The 19,275-nt window shown below is 67.9% G+C and carries 15 protein-coding genes and 3 pseudogenes; 8 read left to right on the forward strand and 10 right to left on the reverse strand.

The features are described from left to right. Positions 1-3 precede the first annotated feature (3 nt). A complete protein-coding gene (locus tag QP609_RS11570; RefSeq protein WP_289213777.1) occupies positions 4-957 on the reverse strand; it encodes a LysR family transcriptional regulator in 954 nt (317 codons plus the stop codon). Between the two features lie 106 nt (positions 958-1,063). Here QP609_RS11570 and QP609_RS11575 point away from each other — a divergent pair, with 106 nt between their 5' ends. The 4 genes and pseudogenes from QP609_RS11575 to QP609_RS11590 all read left to right on the forward strand — a co-directional run. After that, complete coding sequence (locus QP609_RS11575; RefSeq protein ID WP_053495180.1) at positions 1,064-1,807, forward strand: SDR family oxidoreductase; 744 nt, start codon at positions 1,064-1,066, stop codon at positions 1,805-1,807. A gap of 160 nt (positions 1,808-1,967) precedes the next feature. Continuing rightward, a pseudogene (locus QP609_RS11580) lies at positions 1,968-2,054 on the forward strand (3-ketoacyl-ACP reductase); the annotation flags it as partial. A gap of 415 nt (positions 2,055-2,469) precedes the next feature. Next, positions 2,470-2,547, forward strand: a pseudogene (locus QP609_RS11585) (3-ketoacyl-ACP reductase); the annotation flags it as partial. Positions 2,548-2,707: 160 nt separating this feature from the next. After that, positions 2,708-2,794 (forward strand): annotated as a pseudogene (locus tag QP609_RS11590) (3-ketoacyl-ACP reductase); the annotation flags it as partial. Positions 2,795-2,911: 117 nt separating this feature from the next. Here QP609_RS11590 and QP609_RS11595 read toward each other — a convergent pair. Genes QP609_RS11595 through QP609_RS11605 form a run of 3 tightly spaced genes read right to left on the reverse strand, consistent with a single transcriptional unit; the run spans position 2,912 to position 8,402 of the window. Next, on the reverse strand, positions 2,912-5,989 hold the full coding sequence (locus tag QP609_RS11595) for a CusA/CzcA family heavy metal efflux RND transporter (protein WP_197621091.1): 3,078 nt from the start codon (positions 5,987-5,989) through the stop codon (positions 2,912-2,914). Further along, complete coding sequence (locus tag QP609_RS11600; protein ID WP_289213778.1) at positions 5,986-7,158, reverse strand: efflux RND transporter periplasmic adaptor subunit; 1,173 nt, start codon at positions 7,156-7,158, stop codon at positions 5,986-5,988. The genes QP609_RS11595 and QP609_RS11600 overlap by 4 nt, the downstream gene beginning before the upstream one ends. After that, positions 7,155-8,402, reverse strand: coding sequence for a TolC family protein (locus QP609_RS11605; protein ID WP_197621093.1), 1,248 nt, complete (start codon positions 8,400-8,402; stop codon positions 7,155-7,157). The genes QP609_RS11600 and QP609_RS11605 overlap by 4 nt, the downstream gene beginning before the upstream one ends. Positions 8,403-8,464: 62 nt before the next feature. Between QP609_RS11605 and QP609_RS11610 the strand changes: the two genes are divergently transcribed. Together QP609_RS11610 and QP609_RS11615 are read left to right on the forward strand one after the other, a co-directional pair. Beyond that, complete coding sequence (locus QP609_RS11610; protein WP_032962610.1) at positions 8,465-9,139, forward strand: response regulator; 675 nt, start codon at positions 8,465-8,467, stop codon at positions 9,137-9,139. Then, on the forward strand, positions 9,132-10,505 hold the full coding sequence (locus QP609_RS11615; protein WP_169411121.1) for a sensor histidine kinase: 1,374 nt from the start codon (positions 9,132-9,134) through the stop codon (positions 10,503-10,505). The genes QP609_RS11610 and QP609_RS11615 overlap by 8 nt, the downstream gene beginning before the upstream one ends. A 143-nt stretch (positions 10,506-10,648) precedes the next feature. Here the strand turns inward: QP609_RS11615 and QP609_RS11620 are convergent, their stop codons facing one another. After that, positions 10,649-13,000 carry a GH92 family glycosyl hydrolase gene (locus tag QP609_RS11620; protein ID WP_180835232.1) on the reverse strand — a complete coding sequence of 784 codons (2,352 nt, stop codon included), beginning with the start codon at positions 12,998-13,000 and terminating at the stop codon, positions 10,649-10,651. Positions 13,001-13,459: 459 nt separating this feature from the next. Between QP609_RS11620 and QP609_RS11625 the strand changes: the two genes are divergently transcribed. Further along, complete coding sequence (locus tag QP609_RS11625; RefSeq protein WP_046430922.1) at positions 13,460-13,705, forward strand: hypothetical protein; 246 nt, start codon at positions 13,460-13,462, stop codon at positions 13,703-13,705. A 59-nt stretch (positions 13,706-13,764) separates the two neighbouring features. Here QP609_RS11625 and QP609_RS11630 read toward each other — a convergent pair whose 3' ends face one another. Both QP609_RS11630 and QP609_RS11635 read right to left on the reverse strand, forming a co-directional pair. Further along, a complete protein-coding gene (locus tag QP609_RS11630) occupies positions 13,765-14,088 on the reverse strand; it encodes a thioredoxin family protein (RefSeq protein ID WP_197621094.1) in 324 nt (107 codons plus the stop codon). 5 nt (positions 14,089-14,093) lie between these two features. Continuing rightward, positions 14,094-14,510, reverse strand: a complete 417-nt coding sequence (locus tag QP609_RS11635; protein ID WP_014037377.1) for a host attachment family protein — start codon at positions 14,508-14,510, stop codon at positions 14,094-14,096. Between the two features lie 569 nt (positions 14,511-15,079). Between QP609_RS11635 and proP the strand changes: the two genes are divergently transcribed. Then, complete coding sequence (gene proP, locus QP609_RS11640) at positions 15,080-16,570, forward strand: glycine betaine/L-proline transporter ProP (RefSeq protein WP_014647341.1); 1,491 nt, start codon at positions 15,080-15,082, stop codon at positions 16,568-16,570. Between the two features lie 72 nt (positions 16,571-16,642). Here the strand turns inward: proP and QP609_RS11645 are convergent, their stop codons facing one another. The 3 genes from QP609_RS11645 to QP609_RS11655 form a co-directional block, all read right to left on the reverse strand. Next, complete coding sequence (locus QP609_RS11645; protein ID WP_014647342.1) at positions 16,643-17,272, reverse strand: hypothetical protein; 630 nt, start codon at positions 17,270-17,272, stop codon at positions 16,643-16,645. Between the two features lie 3 nt (positions 17,273-17,275). After that, on the reverse strand, positions 17,276-17,617 hold the full coding sequence (locus QP609_RS11650) for a type II toxin-antitoxin system prevent-host-death family antitoxin (protein WP_014647343.1): 342 nt from the start codon (positions 17,615-17,617) through the stop codon (positions 17,276-17,278). A 70-nt stretch (positions 17,618-17,687) separates the two neighbouring features. Continuing rightward, complete coding sequence (locus QP609_RS11655) at positions 17,688-19,274, reverse strand: PAS domain-containing protein (RefSeq protein ID WP_197621096.1); 1,587 nt, start codon at positions 19,272-19,274, stop codon at positions 17,688-17,690. Position 19,275: the final 1 nt, after the last annotated feature.

Genomic DNA, 19,275 nt, shown 5'->3' on the forward strand with positions numbered 1-19,275 from the left:
GCACTACCGCGTGCGGTCGGACGGCTTCGCGTGCTGCTTCGGTAGTGCCGGCCGCTGGCCGGCAACCGCGGCCTGCTCGAACACCCCGGCCACCCAGTCGATGAACACCCGCAAGCGTGGGGACGGCGTGCGGTTGCGCGGGTAGACCAGGCTCAACGGGCTTGGGGTCGGCGGCGCGTCCGGCAACAGCTCCACCAGCTGCCCGCGCGCGATATACGGGTCCATCCGGTAGCGCGGAGCCTGGATGATGCCCAGGCCCGCCAGCGCGGCGCCGAGGAACGCATCCGCACCGGACACACGCACCCGCACCGGCAGCGGCACGTAGCGCACCTGCCCGCCCTGCTGGAACTCCAGCGGAATCAGCTGGCCGGTGGCGCTGGAGCGATAGCCCACCATTTCATGGCCGCCCAGCAGGGACTCGATGCTGCCTGGCACGCCCTTGGCCTGCAGGTAGCCCGGCGCGGCCACCGTGACCTCGCGCAGCATCGCCAACCGGCGCGCCGCCAGATCGCTGTCGGCCAGCGTCCCCACCCGCAGCGCCGCATCCACGCCTTCGCGCAGCAGATCGACATAGCGGTCGCCTTCGCTGACCTCCAGTTCGATCTCCGGGTAGCGCTGCAGGAAATCCGGCAGGTGGGGAAACAGCAGGTGCCGGCCCAGCGTGCCATGCACCTCAATGCGCAAGGGGCCGCGCGGCGGCGCGTCACGGAAGGCGGCCTCGGCGTCGTCCATGTCGGCGATCAGGCGCAGGCAACGGCCATAGAAGGCCTCGCCTTCCAGCGTCGGCACCACCAGCCGCGTGGTCCGGTGCAGCAGGCGCACGCCCAGCCGCTGTTCCAGCGCCTTGATGGCGTCGGTCACCGTGGCCCGCGGCAGGCCCAGGTCCTCGGAGGCCCGGGTGAAGCTGCGGCGCTCGACGATACGGACGAAGGCGCGCATGGCCGTGAAGCGGTCCATTGTTCGGCTATCCGGATGATGTTGGCGGATTATGCAGGATTATCCGAAAGCGCGATTTCGCGAAGATGGCGCTGCGCCACTTCGGCGTGTCCCCGTGGAAGCCACCATGACCCTCTCCCCCGCCCGCTCTGTCGCCTTGGTCACCGGCGGATCCCGTGGCATCGGTGCCGCCATCTCGCGTCGGCTCGCCGCCGATGGCCACGCGGTCGCGATCAACTATGCGGGCCGCCGCGACGACGCCGAAGCCTTGGCGGCCGAACTGAGCGCCGCCGGCGCGCAGGCCATCGCGCTGCAGGCCGATGTGTCCGATCCGCAGGCGGTGCGCCAGCTCTTCGACGCCATCGAAGCCCGTTTCGGCGGCATCGACGTGGTGGTCAACAGCGCCGGGGTGCTGCAGCTGGCACCACTGGCCGATACCGACGACGCCCTGTTCGAGCGGGTGATCGGCATCAACCTCAGGGGCGCCTTCAACGTGCTGCGCGAAAGCGCGCGACGGGTGCGCGACGGTGGCCGGCTGATCACCCTGTCCACCAGCGTGGTCGGCATCCGGCTGGAGAACTACAGCGTGTATGCGGCCAGCAAGGCGGCGGTGGAGACGATGGGCGCAATCCTCAGCAAGGAGCTGCGCGGGCGCAACATCACCGTGAACGCCGTGGCGCCCGGACCGACCGCCACCGATCTGTTCCTGGATGGAAAATCGCCCGAGCTGATCGAGCGGTTGGCGAAGATGAACCCCCTGGAGCGGCTGGGCATGCCGGAGGACATCGCCGGCGCGGTGGGGTTCCTGGCAGGTGCCGATGGCGGATGGATCAACGGCCAGGTGCTGCGCGCCAACGGCGGAATGGTGTAGATCGCACAGGTGGCATCCACGCATGGCGCGACGCCCTTGTAGAGCCGAGCCCATGCTCGGCTGCTCTTCGCGCAAAGGCCAGAAGCAGCCGAGCGTGGGCTCGGCTCTACAGGTAGGTCAGGCGATGCGCGCCTCGCGGCGGCGATGCACCCAGTAGTACATCGCCGGCGCGGTGGGGTTCCTGGCAGGTGCCGATGGCGGATGGATCAACGGCCAGGTGCTGCGCGCCAACGGCGGAATGGTGTAGATCGCACAGGTGGCATCCACACATGGCGCGACGCCCTTGTAGAGCCGAGCCCATGCTCGGCTGCTCTTCGCGCAAAGGCCAGAAGCAGCCGAGCGTGGGCTCGGCTCTACAGGTAGGTCACGCGATGCGCGCCTCGCGGCGGCGATGCACCCAGTAGTACATCACCGGTGCAGTGGGGTTCCTGGCGGTGCCGATGGCGGATGGATCAACGGCCAGGTGCTGCGCGCCAACGGCGGAATGGTGTAGACCGCACAGGTGGCATCCACGCATGGCGCGACGCCCTTGTAGAGCCGAGCCCATGCTCGGCTGCTCTTCGCGCAAAGGCCAGAAGCAGCCGAGCGTGGGCTCGGCTCTACAGGTAGGTCACGCGATGCGCGCCTCGCGGCGGCGATGCACCCAGTAGTACATCACCGGTGCAGTGGGGTTCCTGGCAGGTGCCGATGGCGGATGGATCAACGGCCAGGTGCTGCGCGCCAACGGCGGAATGGTGTAGATCGCACAGGTGGCATCCACGCATGGCGCGACGCCCTTGTAGAGCCGAGCCCATGCTCGGCTGCTCTTCGCGCAAAGGCCAGAAGCAGCCGAGCGTGGGCTCGGCTCTACAGGTAGGTCAGGCGATGCGCGCCTCGCGGCGGCGATGCACCCAGTAGTACATCGCCGGTGCGGTGGGGTTCCTGGCAGGTGCCGATGGCGGATGGATCAACGGCCAGGTGCTGCGCGCCAACGGCGGGATGGTATAGATCGCACAGGTGGCATCCACGCATGGCGCGACGCCCTTGTAGAGCCGAGCCCATGCTCGGCTGCTCTTCGCGCAAAGGCCAGAAGCAGCCGAGCGTGGGCTCGGCTCTACAGGTAGGTCACGCGATGCGCGCCTCGCGGCGGCGATGCACCCAGTAGTACAGCGTCGGCAACACCAGCAGGGTCAGCAGCATCGCCGACAGCAGACCACCGATCACCACCACCGCCAGCGGCTTCTGGGTCTCGGCACCGATCGCGTGCGAGGTGGCCATCGGCAGCAGGCCGAACATCGCCAATAGTGCGGTCATCAGCACCGTGCGCAGGCGCTGCAGCGAACCCTGCACCACCGACTGCAGCAGGTCCATGCCCTGCTCGCGCAACTGGGCGAAGCGGCTGAGCATCACCACGCCGTTCAGCACCGCTTGCCCGAACAATGCAATGAAGCCGATTGCCGCCGACACCGACAGCGGAATGCCGGTCAGCCACAGGGCCAGGATGCCGCCGATCATCGCCAGTGGCACGTTGGCCAGGATCAGCGCGGCGCTGCTGATGTCCTTGAAGGCATCGAACAGCAGCACGAAGATGATCAGCACCGACAGCGGAATCACCCAGCCCAGCCGCTTCATCGCACGCTGCTGGTTCTCGAACTCGCCGGACCACTCCAGCCGATAGCCTTCCGGCAGCTGTACGCTGGCATCCACGCGCTTGCGCATGTCAGCCACCACGCTGCCCATGTCGCGGCCGGCGATGAAGATGCTCACCGCCTTCACCCGCTGTGCGTTCTCGCGCGAGATGTTGATCGCGCCGCTGGCCATGCGGAAGTCGGCCACGTCGGACAGCGTCACCGTGTGGCCATCGCCGATGCCAACCGGCACCGTACGCAGCCGCTGCAGGTCACGATCGGCATCGTCCAGGCGCAGGGTGATGGGGAACCTGCGGTCACCCTCCCACAGCTCGCCGACCTGGCGCCCGCCCAGTGCGGTCTCGATCACTTCGTCGACGTCGCGTACGTTCAGGCCATAGCGCGCGGCGCGGTCGCGGTCGATCTCGATCTGCAGCTGCGGCAATGACCCGTCGCGGTCGATGAAGGCGCTCTCCACGCCCTCCACGCCGCGTACCTGGCCGAGGATCGCCTGCGCCTGCTGGTTCAACACGTCCAGATCCGAGCCGCTGACCTTGATCACCACCTGGCCCTTGATCTGCGAGATGCTCTCCAGGATGTTGTCGCGCACCGGCTGCGAAATCGAGAACTCGGGGCCCGGAATGCGCTGCTCCAGCGTGCGCTGCAGATCGCTCACCAGCTGTCGCTTGTCCACGCCTTTCGGCCATTCCTTCTCCGGCTTCAACGCCACCAGCGCCTCGATCTGGTTGGCGCCCTTGGCATCGGAGCCGTCTTCCGGGCGTCCCAGCTTGGCCACCACCATCGATACCTGCGGGAACGTGCCGACCAGCTCACGGATGCGCCGCGACTGCTGCTGCGCTTCGCCCAGGCTGGTGCTCGGGTCGAGCGTGGCCGTCAGCCAGATCGATCCTTCGTCCAGCTCGGGCAGGAACTCCGAACCCAGCCGCGTGCCCAATGCCAGCGTGCCGACCAGCAGCGCAACCGCGGTCAGCACTACCGCACGCGGGCGGGCCAGTGCGCGCTCCAGGACCGGCCTGTACCAGCCGGTCAGGCGGTCCATCAGCGGATTGCCGTCGCGCATGCGGTCGCGCCGCAGCCACCAGTAGCAGAACAACGGCACCACGGTCAGCGCCAGGATCAGCGCGCCGATCAATGCCGAGGTCACCGAGTACGCCATCGGCGCGAACATGCGGCCTTCCTGGCGCTGCAGGGTGAAGATCGGGATGTGCGCGGCGATGATGATCAGCATCGAGAAGAACGTCGGCCGGCCCACTTCCGACGCTGCCGAAAGAATGGTCGAGAACCGTGTCTTACGGTCGGCCGCAGGTGGCAGCTTCGACAATCGCGAGACGATGTGCTCGGTCACGATCACCGCGCCATCGATGATGATGCCGAAGTCCATCGCACCCAACGACAGCAGGTTGGCCGGCACGCCCCACAGATGCAGGCCAAGGAAGGTCGACAGCAGCGCAAGCGGCATCATCGCCGCCACGATCAGCGCGGCACGGGCGTTGTACAGGAACAGCCACAGCACCAGGAACACCAGCACCGCGCCTTCCAGCAGGTTGCTGAAGACGGTTTTCAGCGTGGTCGAGACCAGCCACGAGCGGTCGTAGAACGGCTCGATGCTGACCCCGGCCGGCAGCTGGTTCGCTTCGATCTCGGCGATGCGCGCATGCAGGGCGTCGAGCACGTCGGACGGGTTCTCGCCCTTGCGCATCAGCACCATGCCGAACACCGCATCGTCGTTGTCATCCTGGCCGACCAGGCCCTGCCGGGGCAGGCCGGTATCGGCGATGCCAGCCAGGTCGCGCACCAGGATCGGCGTGCCACTGCGCTGCGCCACGACCACGTTGCCGATGTCGGCCGGCGAACGCATCAGTCCCACGCCGCGGATCAGGAACTGCTGCTGGCCACGTTCCACGTAGCCGCCGCCTGCGTTCGAGCTGCCCTTCTCCAGCGCCTCGGCGAACTCACCCAGGCTGATGCCGCGGTCACGCAGCTTGTCCAGGTCCGGCTTGACCTGGAACGTACGCGCGAAGCCGCCGAAACTGATCACATCGGCTACGCCCGGCACGGTGCGCAGGCTGCGCTCCATCGTCCATTCCTGCACGGTGCGCAGCTGGGTCGGCGTCAGGTGCGGGCCTTTCAGCACGTACCGGTAGATTTCGCCCACCGCCGAGCTCATCGCCTCCAGCTCCGGCGTCACCCCTTCGGGCAGCTCCACGCCCTGCAGGCGTTCCAGCACCTGCTGGCGCGCGAAGTAATCGTCGGCCTTGTCGTCGAAGGTCAGGATGATCATCGACAGGCCGAATTGCGTATGCGAGAACACCCGCACCGAATGCGGGATGCCGGACAGTGCCACTTCCAGCGGCATCGTCACCTCGCGCTCCACCTCCTCGGCGGCCCGGCCCGGGTGCAGCGATACCACCGTCACCTGGGTGTCGGACACATCCGGAAAGGCTTCCACCGGCAGCACGCGGAACGCGGCAATGCCTGCGCCGATGAACAGCAGCAGCGCCAGCATCACCATCAGCGGCTGGCGCAGGCAATAGGCAATCAGGCGATCGATCATGGCGCGGCATGCCCCGTCCCGGTGCTGGCGGCTGCGGGCGCACTGTCGACCAGCTGCTGCAGCAACAGGCCCCCTTCGACCACCACCCTGGCGCCCTGGGCCAGGCCCTCGCGCACCCACAGGCGGCCATCGCCCAGTTCCTCGGCACGCACGGCGCGGCGCGCGAAGCGGCCCTTGGCCTCCTCCACGAACACCACCTGCTTGCCGTCGATGAGCAGTACCGCAGCATCGGGCAGCGAGACCCCCCCCCCGGCCGGCACTGCCACCTGCGCACGCACGTACTGGCCCGCCTTGAAACCGCGCGCACGGTTGTCCAGTTCGGCGCGCGCCTGCACCACGCGGCGTTCGCTGTCGACGAAGTCATCCACGTGCTGCAGGCTCGCCTGCTGCGGCTGCCCATCGGCGCCGGGCACGCTCACCTGCATGCCCGCCTTCAGGCGTCCGGCCAGGCTCTCCGGTACATCCAGCAGCAACCACAGGCGGTCAGGATCGCCAATCATCGCCAGCGGCTGTTCGCTGTCGGGGCTGACTGCCATGCCCGGGCTCATCCGCCGCTCCACCAGCACGCCATCAATGGGTGCGCGCAGCGGCAGCCGTTGGTCGACGTGCTGGCCGTTGCCATACGCCCTGGCGAAGGCGGTCGCGCGCGCGTGATCGGCCTGGCTGCCGGCGAAGCTGGCCTCGGCCTCGTCCAGTTCACGGCCCGACGCCACCCCTGCCGCGTGCAGTTCGCGGGTGCGGTCCAGTTCCCGGCGTGCCAGCTGCAGCTCGGCACGGCCACGCACGCCCTCCGCCTGCGCCTGGCCGAACTCGGGCGAGGTGATCCAGGCGATCACCTGGCCGGCCTTCACCTTCTGCCCCGGTTGTGCCTCGATGCGCGCCACCTGCCCCGCCAGCGGGGTGCGCAGCGCGCTGGAGCGGGTCTCGTCCCAGACCACCCGGCCCGGCAGCTGCAGGCTGGCGCTGGCACCGGCGGTCACCAGCTCGCTGCGCAGCACATCCAGCTGGCGGCTGCCGGCCGGAAACAGGATCTGGCCGGCACTGACCTGCGGCGCATCCTCGGTATACGACGCCGGTTCGCGACCGCAGCCGCCCAGCAGGGCCAGCGCCAGCAGGGCCGGCAGCATGGCATGTCGCGCCCGCGGGCGATGGGCGACGGTGGACTTCATCGGGACTCTCCTTCAGCAACGGATGTGGCCGCTTCCCAGCGCGCCAAGGCAATGGCATGGTCGGCACGCGCATCAATCAGCGCGGCCTCGAACTCGCGCCAGCTGCGGCGCGCGTCGAGCAGATCGGTCAGGCTGGCGGCGCCACGGCGATAGGCCAGTTCGATGCCCTCCACCGCCTTGCGCGCAGCGTCGGACTGCAGCCCCTCGTAATCGCTGCGGCGCTGCGCGGCGGACTGCACGCTGGCCTGCAGCTGGTCCAGTTCAGCGTGTGCTTCGCGCTGCAGCAGCTGCAGTTCCAGCGCGGCGCTGTCCCGGTCGGCCTCGGCACGCTGGATCGCGCCGCGTGCGCGCGACGGGCCGCCCAGCGGAATGGTCAACGACACGCCCCAGGTGACACCGCTGATATCGGTGGGCTCGCGCTCGGCCTCCACACCCAGCTGGATGTCGCGGTGGCGCTCGCTACGTGCCAGGGCCACGCCAGCGTCGGCGGCGGCCAGGCGCGAGCGTGCCGCGCGCAGATCGGCACGCTGCTGCGGATCGAACGCGCGCACCTTGGCCAAGCTGCTGGCATCCGGCCAGGGGTCATCGGCACTGAGGTCGCGGCTGTCATCGCTGCCGAGCAGCAGGCCCAGCGCATGCCGCGCGTCACGCAGATCCAGGGCCGCCTCGCGCGCCGCATCGGCCACCGCCAGATGGTCCACCGCCATCCGCGCGCGATCCACCGGCGCCATCGCCCCGGTGGCCACCTGCTTGTCGGCCGCCGCCATCTGTTCGGCCGAACTCTGGCGGTTGGCCTCGGCAATCTGCGCCCGCTCCTGCGCGCCCTTCAGGCCGAAATAGGCTTCATGCAGTGCCACCTGCTGCCGGCGCCGGGTATCGAGCATGTCCAGCCCGGCCACTTCCAGCAGCGCGTCCGCCTGGCGGATGCGCAATGCGCGCTTGCCGCCGCGCTCCCAGGTCCAGCCCAGGCCAAGCGTGCTGTCCACCCGCTTGTCCTGCCAGCGCCCCGGGCCGATGCCGTGCTTCGGGCTGATCTTGCTGCTGCCGATCGACAGCTCGGCCGCTGGCCGCAACGCAGCGGTCAGCGCATCGCCCTGCACCCCACGCAGTTCCAATGCCGCCGCGCGCAGGTCCGGGTTGTGCGCTTCCATTGCACGCTGTGCATCCTGCAAGGACAGCGCCGAAGTCGCAGGCGCGCACGAAAGGGCGGCCAGCAGGGCCGCAAGACGACGGGAGAAATTCATGCACGTCACGGTAAGGTGACGCACTTGCGCCAAACTTGCCCCAACCTTGCACGAAGCTTGCAATGCGAATCCTGCTGATCGAAGACGACGCCGCCCTGGCCGATGGACTGATCCGCGCCCTGCAGGGCGCCGGCCATCTGTGCGACCACCTTTCGCGCGGGCTGCACGCGCCGGCTGCACTGGCCAGCGCGCCGTATGACGTGATGGTGCTCGATCTTTCATTGCCCGACGTCGATGGCCTCGACCTGCTCTCGCGCCTGCGCAACGACGGCGTCACACTGCCGGTGCTGATCCTCACGGCGCGCGATGGCGTGGAGGACCGCATCCTCGGCCTTGACCGCGGTGGCGACGACTATCTCGCCAAGCCATTTGCACTCGGTGAGCTGGAAGCCCGCCTGCGTGCGCTGTCGCGTCGCCGCAGCGACGCACCGGCGCAGAAGCGGTTGGGCCGGTTGTGCTTCGACAGCATCCGCAATGAAGTGCAGGTGGAAGGCCAGCGCATCGAACTGACCGCGCGCGAGCTGTCGCTGGTCGAGGCACTGATGCAGCATCCTGGCCGCACCGTCACCAAGCAGCGCCTGTTCGACGCGCTGTACAGCTGGGATCACGAGGCCAACCTGTCAGTGATCGAAGTGCATGTCAGCCGCCTGCGCCGCAAGCTGGAACAGGCGCGCGCCGGCGTCGGCATCCGCATGCTGCGTGGCCTGGGCTATCGGCTGGAAGCCGGTGGTGACTGAGCGTGTGCACAGCCTGCGTGGCCTGCTGCTGCGCCGCCTGTGGCTGCCCCTGCTGGTGCTGCTGCTGTGCAGCGCGATCGGTTCATTCGCGTTGGCCCGCTTCTATGCCGGCCAGGTCTATGACCGCTGGTTGCTGGACTCGGCGATGTCGTTGTCCGAGCTGGTGAAGGTGCAGGACGGGCGTGCCTCGATCGAGATCACGCCCGCGGTGTCGCGCATGTTCACCTGGGATACCGCTGACGAAGTGCATGGCGAAGTGGTCGACGCTGCGGGCGGGCGCCTGTATGGGGACCTGCCCGAAGCGCTGCCCCGCCCCGCGATCGCTGCCGGCAGCGACGATGCCGTCTACTACGACGCGCGCCTGCGTGGGCAGCCGGTGCGCATGGTCGAGGTCGTGGTCAGCGCTGGGCCGGGCCATGATATCCGCCTGCGCGTGGCCGAGACGCTGCGCAAGCGGCACCGGCTGGAGCGCAAGCTGCTGCTGGCCAGCATCCCGTTCCAGGCCGCGATCCTGGCGCTGGCCGCGTGGCTGGCCTGGTCCGGTACCGGCGCGGCTGCACGCCATGCCAACCAGGTGGCGCGGCGGCTGGCCAGCCCGCGTCCGGACCCGCTGGCGCCACTGGAGCCCGCGCAGGAAGCCCCACGCGAACTGTGGCCGGCGGTCGAAGCCTACAACGCACTGCTGCAACGGCTGGACGCGATGCAGGCCGCGCAACGGCGCTTCGTCAGCAATGCGGCGCACCAGCTGCGCACGCCGCTGGCGGCAATGCAGGTGGAGCTGGAGAGCTCACTCCGCCAACAGGATCCGCAGGCCCAGCAGCTGGCGCTGTCCGGCACGCTGGCCGGGTTGGCGCGGCTGCAGCACCTGGTCAACCAGCTGCTGATGCTCAGCCGTTCGGAAGATCCCCATGGCAGCGTACTGCCGCTGCAGTCGCTGGACCTGGCCGCGCTGGCGCGGGGCGTGGTCGAGCGCTACGCCGACCGTGCGTTGGTGGCGGGCGTGGACCTGGGTTACGACGGACCCGACGACGGCGTGAAGGTACAGGGTGATCCGCAGTTGCTGCGCGAGGCGCTGGGCAACCTGCTGGACAACGCGCTGCGCTACGGCGCCGTGCCCGGTGTGATCACCCTGGGACTACAGCGGGATGCCGAGGGCGTGCAGGTGTGGGTGGACGATGACGGTACAGGTATCGCCGAAGCCGAGCGCGCGCGCGTCACGGAACGGTTCTACCGGGCCAGCAGCGAGGGCGACGGCTGCGGGCTGGGGCTGGCGATCGTGGCCGAGATCGCGCAGCGGCATGGCGCCATATTGATGATCGAAACGGCGCCGCTCGGTGGCGCGCGCGTCGGGTTGCGTTTCCGTTGACCTTTGTCGAATTGCCCTTGTAGAGCCGAGCCCATGCTCGGCTCAGGCACCGTGCCAAAAGCAGCCGAGCATGGGTTCGGCTCTACAGGTTCCAGGTCACCCGTGAAGCGTGCCGGCCAAGGTCGGCACCTACCACGTGCGCATCACCGGCTCATCGAGTACGGCGCCTGCGCGTCCTGCCCCGGCCAGTCCTTGTTCGGCTCGGCCTGCATGCTGAAGCGCAGTTCGCCGCCGGCCAGGATCTCGTCATGGCGCAGGAAGGTGCGCTGCAACGGCTTGCCGTTGAGGCTCACGCTGCCCACATAGGTGTGCTTGTCATCCAGGCCCTCGGCCACGATGGTGAACGTCTTGCCGTTCGGAAGACGCATCGCGGTCTTCGGCAGGAACGGACGGCCCAGGATGTACTCGCCCGAGCCCGGCGCCACCGGGTAGAAGCCCAGCGCGGTGAACACATACCAGGCCGACATCTGGCCAACGTCATCATTGCCGGCCAGGCCATCGGGGCGGTCGGCATACTGGGTGTCCATGATCTGCTTCAACCGCGCCTGGGTGCGCCATGGCTGGCCCGCGTACGAATAGAGGTAGGCCACGTGGTGGCTGGGCTCGTTGCCGTGCGCATACCAGCCGATCAGGCCGGTGATGTCTTCCATGTGCTCGAAGATCGATGGGTCCACCTTGGCGTTGAACACCTCGTCCAGGCGCGCGAGCAGCTTGTCGCTGCCCCCGTGCGCTGCCGCCAGGCCGGCAACGTCCTGCGGCACGTACCACGAGTACTGCCAGGCGTTGCCCTCGGTGTAGTCGGTGCCGTAACCGCTGGCGCTGGGGTCGAACGGCGTACGGAAGCTGCCATCGCGCTTGCGCGCGCGCATGAAGCCGGTGTCCTTGTCGAACGCGTTGCGCCAGTTACCCGCGCGTTTGTCGAAGGTGGCCGCGATATCGGCCTTGCCCATCGCCTGCGCCATGCGTGCGATGGTCCAGTCATCAAAGGCGTACTCCAGCGTCTTGCTGGCCGCTTCGCCTTCCTCGTCGATCGGCACATAGCCCAGCTCACGGTACTGCGCGATACCGTCATACGGGCCGTAGTTGGCGGTCTCGACCATCGCCTTCAATGCCTTGTCGGCGTCGAAGCCACGAATGCCCTTCACGTAGGCATCGGCGATCACCGGCACGGCGTGGTAGCCGATCATGCACCAGTCTTCCAGGCCATGGAACGACCACACCGGCAGCATGCCGTACGGACTGTGCTCATGGTGGGCCAGCATCGAATTGACGAAGTCGCTGTTGCGCTTCTCAGGCTGCACCAGCGTCAGCAGCGGGTGCAGCGCGCGGTAGGTGTCCCACAGCGAGAACGTCGAATAGTGCGTGAAGCCGTCGGCCTTGTGCACCGCGTTGTCCGAACCGCGGTACTGGCCATCGGCGTCCATGAACAGCGTCGGCCCCAGCATCGTGTGGTACAGCGCGGTATAGGCACTGCGCCGCGCATGCTCGGGGGCATCGATATCGAGTACCGACAGCGCCTGCGTCCAGTCCTGCTTCGCCTGCGTACGCACCCGATCGAAGTCGAAGTCGGCCACTTCCGCGTCGAGGTTGGCGATGGCACCGGCCTCACTGACCGGCGAGATGGCTACCTTCACCACCAGCGGTGCGTCGAGCTTGCCGAATGCGAACGTGCCGACCAGCTGGCGACCCTCGATCTGTGCGCGCTGCGCCGGGTCCTTCTCGCCCGGCGGCGGGAAGCCCTTGTAGACGATGTCCTGCTCGGTGTTATGCAGTTCATGGCCAGCCAGCGGCCGCGAGAAACGCATCGCGAAGAACAGCTGGCGGCCCGGCGCCCAGCCGCGCGTCTCGCGGAAGCCGGTCACCGTGCCATCGGCGCGCACCCGCACCCGCGACCACAGCACCTTGCCCGGGTAGTCGTACATGCTGGTACGCATGTCCAGCAGCACCTTGGCGTCGGCACCTTTGGGGAAGGCATAGCGGTGCACGCCCACGCGCGCACTGGTGGTCAGCTCGGCACGCACCTTGTAGTCGTCCAGGGTGACCGCGTAGTAGCCCGGCTCGGCCTTCTCGTCAGCGTGGCGGAACCGTGAGGCGTAACCGCTGCGCGGCTTCTCCGGATCGCCGCGCTCCAGCCCGGGGTTGCCGGTGAACGGCATCAGCAGGATGTCGCCCAGGTCCGAATGCCCGGTGCCGGAAAAATGCGTGTGCGAGAAACCGACGATGCTGCTGTCGTCGTAACGGTAGCCCGCCGCCCAGCCATAGGCCTTTTCGCGCGGCTGGATGCGCGTGTCCGGGCTGAGCTGGACCATGCCGAACGGCACCGTCGCCCCCGGGTAGGTATGGCCTTCCCCGCCGGTACCGATGAACGGGTCGACCGAGCCATAGGCGCGTTCGGCGGCGGATTTCGACGGAGCCGCCAGCACCGCCCCGGAGGCAAGCATGGCGGTCGCGACGAAAGCGATCAGGAGACGACGGTCCAGCGTGGGCATCGGCATTTGGATCGATTCAGGTGGTAGTCGGATCCTAGCACCGGCCCTGCCCTGTCGCATGCTGCAGTGCGGCCGCCGGAACCGGCACGATGCTTTGCACGTAATTGCATGGCCGCGCGACGAATCACCTCATAGCCTTCCGGTCTCCCGCTTCCCGATCGGTGCCGATACGGCAATGGATGTCCAGACATGCACTTCTGAAAGACCGCGCCTTCCGAACGGGACAAAGCGAGACAAACCATCAATTGGTGCGCAGCGCCTCGATCTGCCCAGGATTGCGCCGCGGCGGACATCCCGCTGCCGGGATTGGAACCCCCGGATGAAACTGAAGATCTGCCTGTCATGACTATGGCGGGCGCTGCGTGTGGCCGTCTGGCCATCGGAGTTCTTCTTCAGTCTCTCCGGGTTCCAAGCACGCATCGCCCGCCACCCTTGCGGTGGCCCTCGCACCCAAGGAATTCCCGCATGAAACACACGCGTCCGCTCAGCCCGGCCATGGAGTCGCTCTTCCAGCGCATCGAACATGCCCTCAACAGTGCAGAAGGCATGGCCATCCTCATCGGCGAACAGTACGGCCCCGAGCCGAAACCTCCCGCGCCAATGGGCTACGACGCCAGGCAGATCGCCAACGCGATGGTCATGCTGAGCCAGCATGGGCGGTGCCTGTTGCAGAAGCTGCGTGCGGAAGCGGAGAAGGTGACCTATCACTAGACCGCGATGCAGCCGAGCCTGCTCGACGCCGTGCGCACCGCACGCAGCGATCGCTGCCCTCAATGTGGCAATGCGCCCTGCAAGGTGGCGAGGTCGGCGCTGTCGACCGGCCTCACCACGCGCGCCACTTCCTGGCCGTCATGCAGCAGCACCACGGTGGGCCACAGTTTTACCTTGAACGCACGCCCCAGCGGCTTTCCCTTGCCATCCTCGATCTTCCAATGCACAAGATCGTGGGCGTCCACAAACGCCTGGAGTGCGGGCTGCGCAGCCTGGCAATGGCCACACCAGGGTGCACCGAACTCCAGCAGCTGCCAGCCCGCCTGAGCTTCCACGTCCGCGCCCGCAGGCTCCGCCGCCGGGTAGTCACGCATGAACGGCATGCCGGTTACGCCGCCAGCGCTTTCTGGATATCCGCCAGCGGGGCGTTGGTCAGGTCCTTGGCGATATCGCCCAGCAGGCGCGCCTGGACCTCCTTGTGCAGCAGCGGGCGGATACGGCCCAGCGTGGTCGGGTCTGCCACCAGCACCAGGTGTGCATAGCGGTTGTTGAGCGCATCTTCGTTCAACTGCTCCGCTACCTGCTTGGCAAACGTCGCCTCGTTGAGCTGCGAAATGGACATGTCCTTCGGCACCGCGCCAGCCGGGCCCTGACCGGAGACGCCCTGCTCGCTGATGTCCTGCAGGCGCAGCTCACCTTCCTGCTTCAACGCCAGCTGATGTTCGCTGCCGACGTTGGTGAACACGCGGGCCGAACCGCCATCGGCGACGATGATCAACGTGCCTTCGGGAATGCGACGGGTCATGCGATGCTCCTTCTCGATTGCGTTCAGCGCTACCGTAGACAGCGTCGCGTGAGCGCTGCGGCCAGAGTTCGTTCAACACTTGTCATTGCATGGCGCGCGGATGAACAGGCGCGATGGAACACAGCGTGCAGATCAGTCCGCTTCGCTGCATGCTCACGCCGATGCCGCTATGATGAACGGATGATCGACACGACCCACTACGTGACGGGCGCACCTGTTACGTGGGAAGCACTGCCGACCGGCGCTTCGCTTGCCACGATAGCTCCCGCCCTGCCGTTCCACCGCCTCGCGCTGGATCCTGGCGGATGACGCCCGCAGGCCCTCGGCCTGCACTCCCCACGCTGCTGTGACCGCCGGCCGCTGATTGCGCGAGCGCTGTGATCCCGTTGCTGCGTTTCCGCCGTTGCGGCGGTGCTTTGCCGTGCGCATGGCGCCGTGCCTGCACACATTCCCCGGCCCCCACCCCACTCACCGATGCCCCTGCGCCACCTGCGCCTGCATCGCCGTTTCCGATTTCCGGGACCTACCTCACCGCTCATTTCCCCTCTTCTGCCTACAAGGGAGCCCCCATGCAGGACACCCCCGATGCACATGCCCATTTCGGCTGGTTCAAACGCCGCCGCCACCTGAAGGTCGATGAGATCACCGTCGTCGACAAGCCCATGCTCAAGCGCGCCGTCGGCGCGGCCGCACTCGGCAATGCCATGGAGTGGTTCGACTTCGGTGTCTACGGCTATCTGGCCGTCACCATCGGCCAGGTGTTCTTCCCCTCCAGCAACCCCACCGCGCAGGTGATCGCTGCGTTCGCCACCTTCACCGTGGCGTTCCTGGTGCGGCCACTGGGCGGCCTGGTATTCGGCCCCCTGGGTGATCGCTACGGCCGCCAGAAAGTGCTGGCGTTCACCATGATCCTGATGGCGCTGGGCACGTTTGCCATCGGCCTGATTCCCGCCTACGAGCGCATCGGCATCTGGGCACCGGTGCTGTTGCTGCTGGCGCGCGTGGTGCAGGGCTTCTCCACCGGCGGCGAATACGGGGGCGCGGCCACCTTCATCGCCGAGTATTCCACCGACCGCAACCGCGGCCTGATGGGCAGCTGGCTGGAGTTCGGCACGCTGGGCGGCTACATCGCCGGCGCCGGCACCGTCACCGCGCTGCACATGCTGCTGAGCAGCGAGCAGATGCTGGACTGGGGCTGGCGCATTCCGTTCCTGGTGGCCGGCCCGCTGGGCCTGCTCGGCCTGTACATGCGCATGAAGCTGGAGGAAACCCCGGCGTTCCGCGCCTTCGCCGAGGAAGCCGAGAAGCGTGAGCACGAGCGGCCGGGGCTGGGCGCGCTGTTCCAGGTGCATGGCCGCCAGCTGCTGGTGTGCATGGGTCTGGTGCTGGTGTTCAACGTGACCGATTACATGCTGCTGACCTACATGCCCAGCTACCTCAGCGTCACGATGGGCTATGCCGAGAGCAAGGGCCTGCTGCTGATCATCATCGTGATGCTGGTGATGATGCCGCTGAACATCGTCGGCGGGTTGTTCAGTGACCGGCTGGGCCGGCGCCCGATGATCATCGGTGCCTGCATCGCGCTGCTGGTGCTGGCCATTCCGTGCCTGCTGCTGGTCGGTAGCGGCAACGACGGGCTGATCTTCCTCGGCCTGATGCTGCTGGGGCTGGCGCTGGTGTGCTTCACCAGCTCGATGCCGTCCACGCTGCCGGCGCTGTTCTACACCCCGGTGCGCTACAGCGCGCTGTCGATCGCCTTCAATGTGTCGGTGTCGCTGTTCGGTGGCACCACGCCGCTGGTGACCGCGTGGCTGGTGGAGCGTACCGGCGACCCGCTGGTGCCGGCCTATTACCTGATGGGCGCGGCGGTGATCGGCCTGGTAACCATGCTGTTCGTGAAGGAAACCGCCGGCCTGCCGCTGCGCGGTTCACCGCCAGCGGTTGGCAGCGAACGGGAAGCGGCTGCGCTGTTGAAGAGCAATGTGCCTGTGACGGTGGACCCGACCTTGCCGCCGCTGCCGGACGTTGCCGAGCCCGAGCAGGCGAAGCCGGCGTTGTAGAGCCGAGCCCGCGCTCGACTGACTTCCAGGGGATCAGCCGAGCATGGGTTCGACTCCGCACCCCGTGCGGCATCAATCACCCGGGGTGTCCAATTCCATCGCGCGCATCACGATGGGCTTGGCCCAGCCCGGCGTGTGCAACAGGTCGGCCACTGCGACCGGGTAATGCAGCTGGCCTGCAGCCATGGCCAATACCGGCAGCGGCACCACGCAGCCGTCGGCATCGGCCGGCGCGCTGTTGTCGTAGACATGCAGCTCGGCCAGGTGCGGCAGCAGCTCCAGCAGGTTCGCGCGCGCCGAATCGAAACGCGCGTGGATCTTCTCCACCGGAATATCGTGGCCACCGGCGGCCACCCGCGCGGCCACACGGGCGACGTGCAGCCCGACATCGGCCAGCCCACAGAACCAGATCGCCACCTGGTGCCGCTCGCAGGCCTCACGCAGCAGACGCGGAATGGTGTTGCCACCGAGCGTGGTCTCGAAGGCGAAGTCGGTGCCATCGGCCATGGCCTGGCGCAGGCGGCGGGTGCCTTCCTGCCAGGCCTCGGCATTGGCGTCCGGCAGCGGCCAGCCGGCGTCGACCAGGCGGCGGGTGAACGAGTCCGGGTTGAACCAGCTCAGCCCTTCGGCGTCCAGCCAGGTGCCCAGCAGCGAACTCTTGCCGGCGCCATTGACACCGGCCAACGCCAGGATGCGTCCCATCGATCAGAGCGGACGGCCAAGGGTGACCTTGCGGCCGCGCCGGATCGGCTGGCCCAGCACCTTGCCCAGCCCTTCCCCGCGCTGCAGCCCGGCCAGGGTCTGGTCGAACTCGCTGCGCAGGCGCTGCAGCTCCTCGCTGCGCTCACCGGCATCACCGCCGGCGGCCTTGGCCAGCAGTTCCTGGTAGGTGCGGATGTCCACGATCACCGCTTCCGGGTGGTTGTGGTTGGTGATGACCAGCGCCTGCTTTTCGCGCACGGTGCGCATCAGGCTCGGCCAGCCCCGGGTCTTCACCGACGAGGCCGGGGCCTTCTCGAGGCCAGGCAGATCCAGCGGCAGGGTCATGGCACGGCTCCAGGCGGGGTGGATGAGCGACACTATACCCAATTTGGCCAAATTGGGGATAAATCCCCTTTTACCGCAGGGGCCCGGTGTCCGGAGCGTCGGTCTGCAGCAGGCTGTCGCGTTCGCGCAGCGGGAAGCGGATCCACGCATCCAGCCCCTGTGGGCCAAAGTGCAGCTCGCCGCTGCCAGCCAGCTCGTAGGGCACGCGCTGCTCGATCAGCGCCCGGCCCAGGCCGCGCTGGCGTGGCATTTCCCAGCCCTCCACGTCGGCATGGCGCTCGCACCAGTGCAGGCCCAGCCACGGTTCGGCGTCCTGCACCTGCAGATGCCAGGACACCTCGATCCGCCCCGCCGCGCGCGCGGCCGCGCCATAGCGCAGCGCGTTGCTCGCCAGCTCATGGATGGCCAACGACAGCACCTCGGCCGCTTTCGGTGGCAGCAGCACGTCCTCACCGTGCAGCTCGCACAGGCCCGTGCCCGGCATCTGCGCCGACACTTCCTCTTCGATCATCCCGCGCAGGCAGACCCCGGCATTGCCGCCGCGGGTCAGCAGGCTCTGCGTGCGCGCCAGCGACATCAACCGCCCGCACAGCCGCTCGGCGTACTCGTCCACGCTGGCCACGGTACTGCGCGTCCGCCAGGCAAGGGCATGGATGGTGGACATGATGTTGCGGACCCGGTGCTGCAGTTCGGCCAGCAGCACCGCCTGGCGCTCGGTGGCGCGCTTGAGGTCGTCGATATCCACCGCAATGGCGAACACCCCGGTCACCTCGCCGTCTGCATCGCGCAGCGGCGCAGCGGCGACGCGTGTCCAGCGGGCGCGCCCGTCGTCATGGATGAACTGGAACTCCAGGCCAGGGACCACCGTCTCCCCCCGCAGGGCGCGGGCGATGGCGAAATCATGGGGCTCGATGCGCGAGCCGTCGGGGTGCCATCCCTGCCAGCGGTAGTGGTTGGGACGATCAGTGGACGGCACCTTGCCGGTGGGCAGATAGGTCCGCATCCGGTCGTTGGACAGTTGCAGTCGGCCTTCGGCATCGACAATGCAGACGCCCACCGGCAGCACCTTGAATGCCAGCGCCAGGCGCCGGTCGCTCTCACGGCGCTTCTGCTCCTCGCGCTCGCGGGCCGCCTGCGCGACATGCGCGGCGGTCGTTTCGAACATGGTGACAAGCACACCGTTGATGCGCCCTTCCTCACCGCGGATGGGGCTGTAGGTGATGGTGAACCAGACATCCTCCAGCCGCCCCCGCCGCGCCAGCGGATAGAGCTTGTCCTCGTAGGTGATGGTCTCGCCCTGCCACACCCGCTGGTAGATCGGGCCGTTGATGTGCCAGACCTCAGGCCAGCACTCGCGGGTGGGCTGGCCAAGCCCGCCCGGATGCTTGTCGGCGAGGATCTCGGCATAGCCATCGTTGTAGAGCTGCACCAGCTGCTCGCCCCACAGCACGATCATCGGGAAGCCGTGGGCCAGCATCAGGTCGACAGTGGCGCGCAGGTGCGGCGGCCATCGCTCGATCGCACCCAGTGGCGTGCCTGACCAGTCGTGGCGGGCAATACGGGCGGCCATGCCGTCATGGCGCGCATGCGCCTGCAGCGGCGGCGGCATGCCCGCCGGGCGCTCAATGGCCGGGAGACCCTGGATGCGGTGTGACATG

The organism is Stenotrophomonas sp. 8(2023), from assembly GCF_030345295.1.
In the GTDB taxonomy this organism is placed as follows: domain Bacteria; phylum Pseudomonadota; class Gammaproteobacteria; order Xanthomonadales; family Xanthomonadaceae; genus Stenotrophomonas; species Stenotrophomonas muris.

Coding starts and splice junctions, on each gene's coding strand:
- QP609_RS11570 (WP_289213777.1), bottom strand. CDS start 957: ATGGACCGCTTCACGGCCATGCGCGCCTTCGTCCGTATCGTCGAGCGC.
- QP609_RS11575 (WP_053495180.1), top strand. CDS start 1,064: ATGACCCTCTCCCCCGCCCGCTCTGTCGCCTTGGTCACCGGCGGATCC.
- QP609_RS11595 (WP_197621091.1), bottom strand. CDS start 5,989: ATGATCGATCGCCTGATTGCCTATTGCCTGCGCCAGCCGCTGATGGTG.
- QP609_RS11600 (WP_289213778.1), bottom strand. CDS start 7,158: ATGAAGTCCACCGTCGCCCATCGCCCGCGGGCGCGACATGCCATGCTG.
- QP609_RS11605 (WP_197621093.1), bottom strand. CDS start 8,402: ATGAATTTCTCCCGTCGTCTTGCGGCCCTGCTGGCCGCCCTTTCGTGC.
- QP609_RS11610 (WP_032962610.1), top strand. CDS start 8,465: ATGCGAATCCTGCTGATCGAAGACGACGCCGCCCTGGCCGATGGACTG.
- QP609_RS11620 (WP_180835232.1), bottom strand. CDS start 13,000: ATGCCGATGCCCACGCTGGACCGTCGTCTCCTGATCGCTTTCGTCGCG.
- QP609_RS11625 (WP_046430922.1), top strand. CDS start 13,460: ATGAAACACACGCGTCCGCTCAGCCCGGCCATGGAGTCGCTCTTCCAG.
- QP609_RS11630 (WP_197621094.1), bottom strand. CDS start 14,088: ATGCCGTTCATGCGTGACTACCCGGCGGCGGAGCCTGCGGGCGCGGAC.
- QP609_RS11635 (WP_014037377.1), bottom strand. CDS start 14,510: ATGACCCGTCGCATTCCCGAAGGCACGTTGATCATCGTCGCCGATGGC.
- proP (WP_014647341.1), top strand. CDS start 15,080: ATGCAGGACACCCCCGATGCACATGCCCATTTCGGCTGGTTCAAACGC.
- QP609_RS11645 (WP_014647342.1), bottom strand. CDS start 17,272: ATGGGACGCATCCTGGCGTTGGCCGGTGTCAATGGCGCCGGCAAGAGT.
- QP609_RS11650 (WP_014647343.1), bottom strand. CDS start 17,617: ATGACCCTGCCGCTGGATCTGCCTGGCCTCGAGAAGGCCCCGGCCTCG.
- QP609_RS11655 (WP_197621096.1), bottom strand. CDS start 19,274: ATGTCACACCGCATCCAGGGTCTCCCGGCCATTGAGCGCCCGGCGGGC.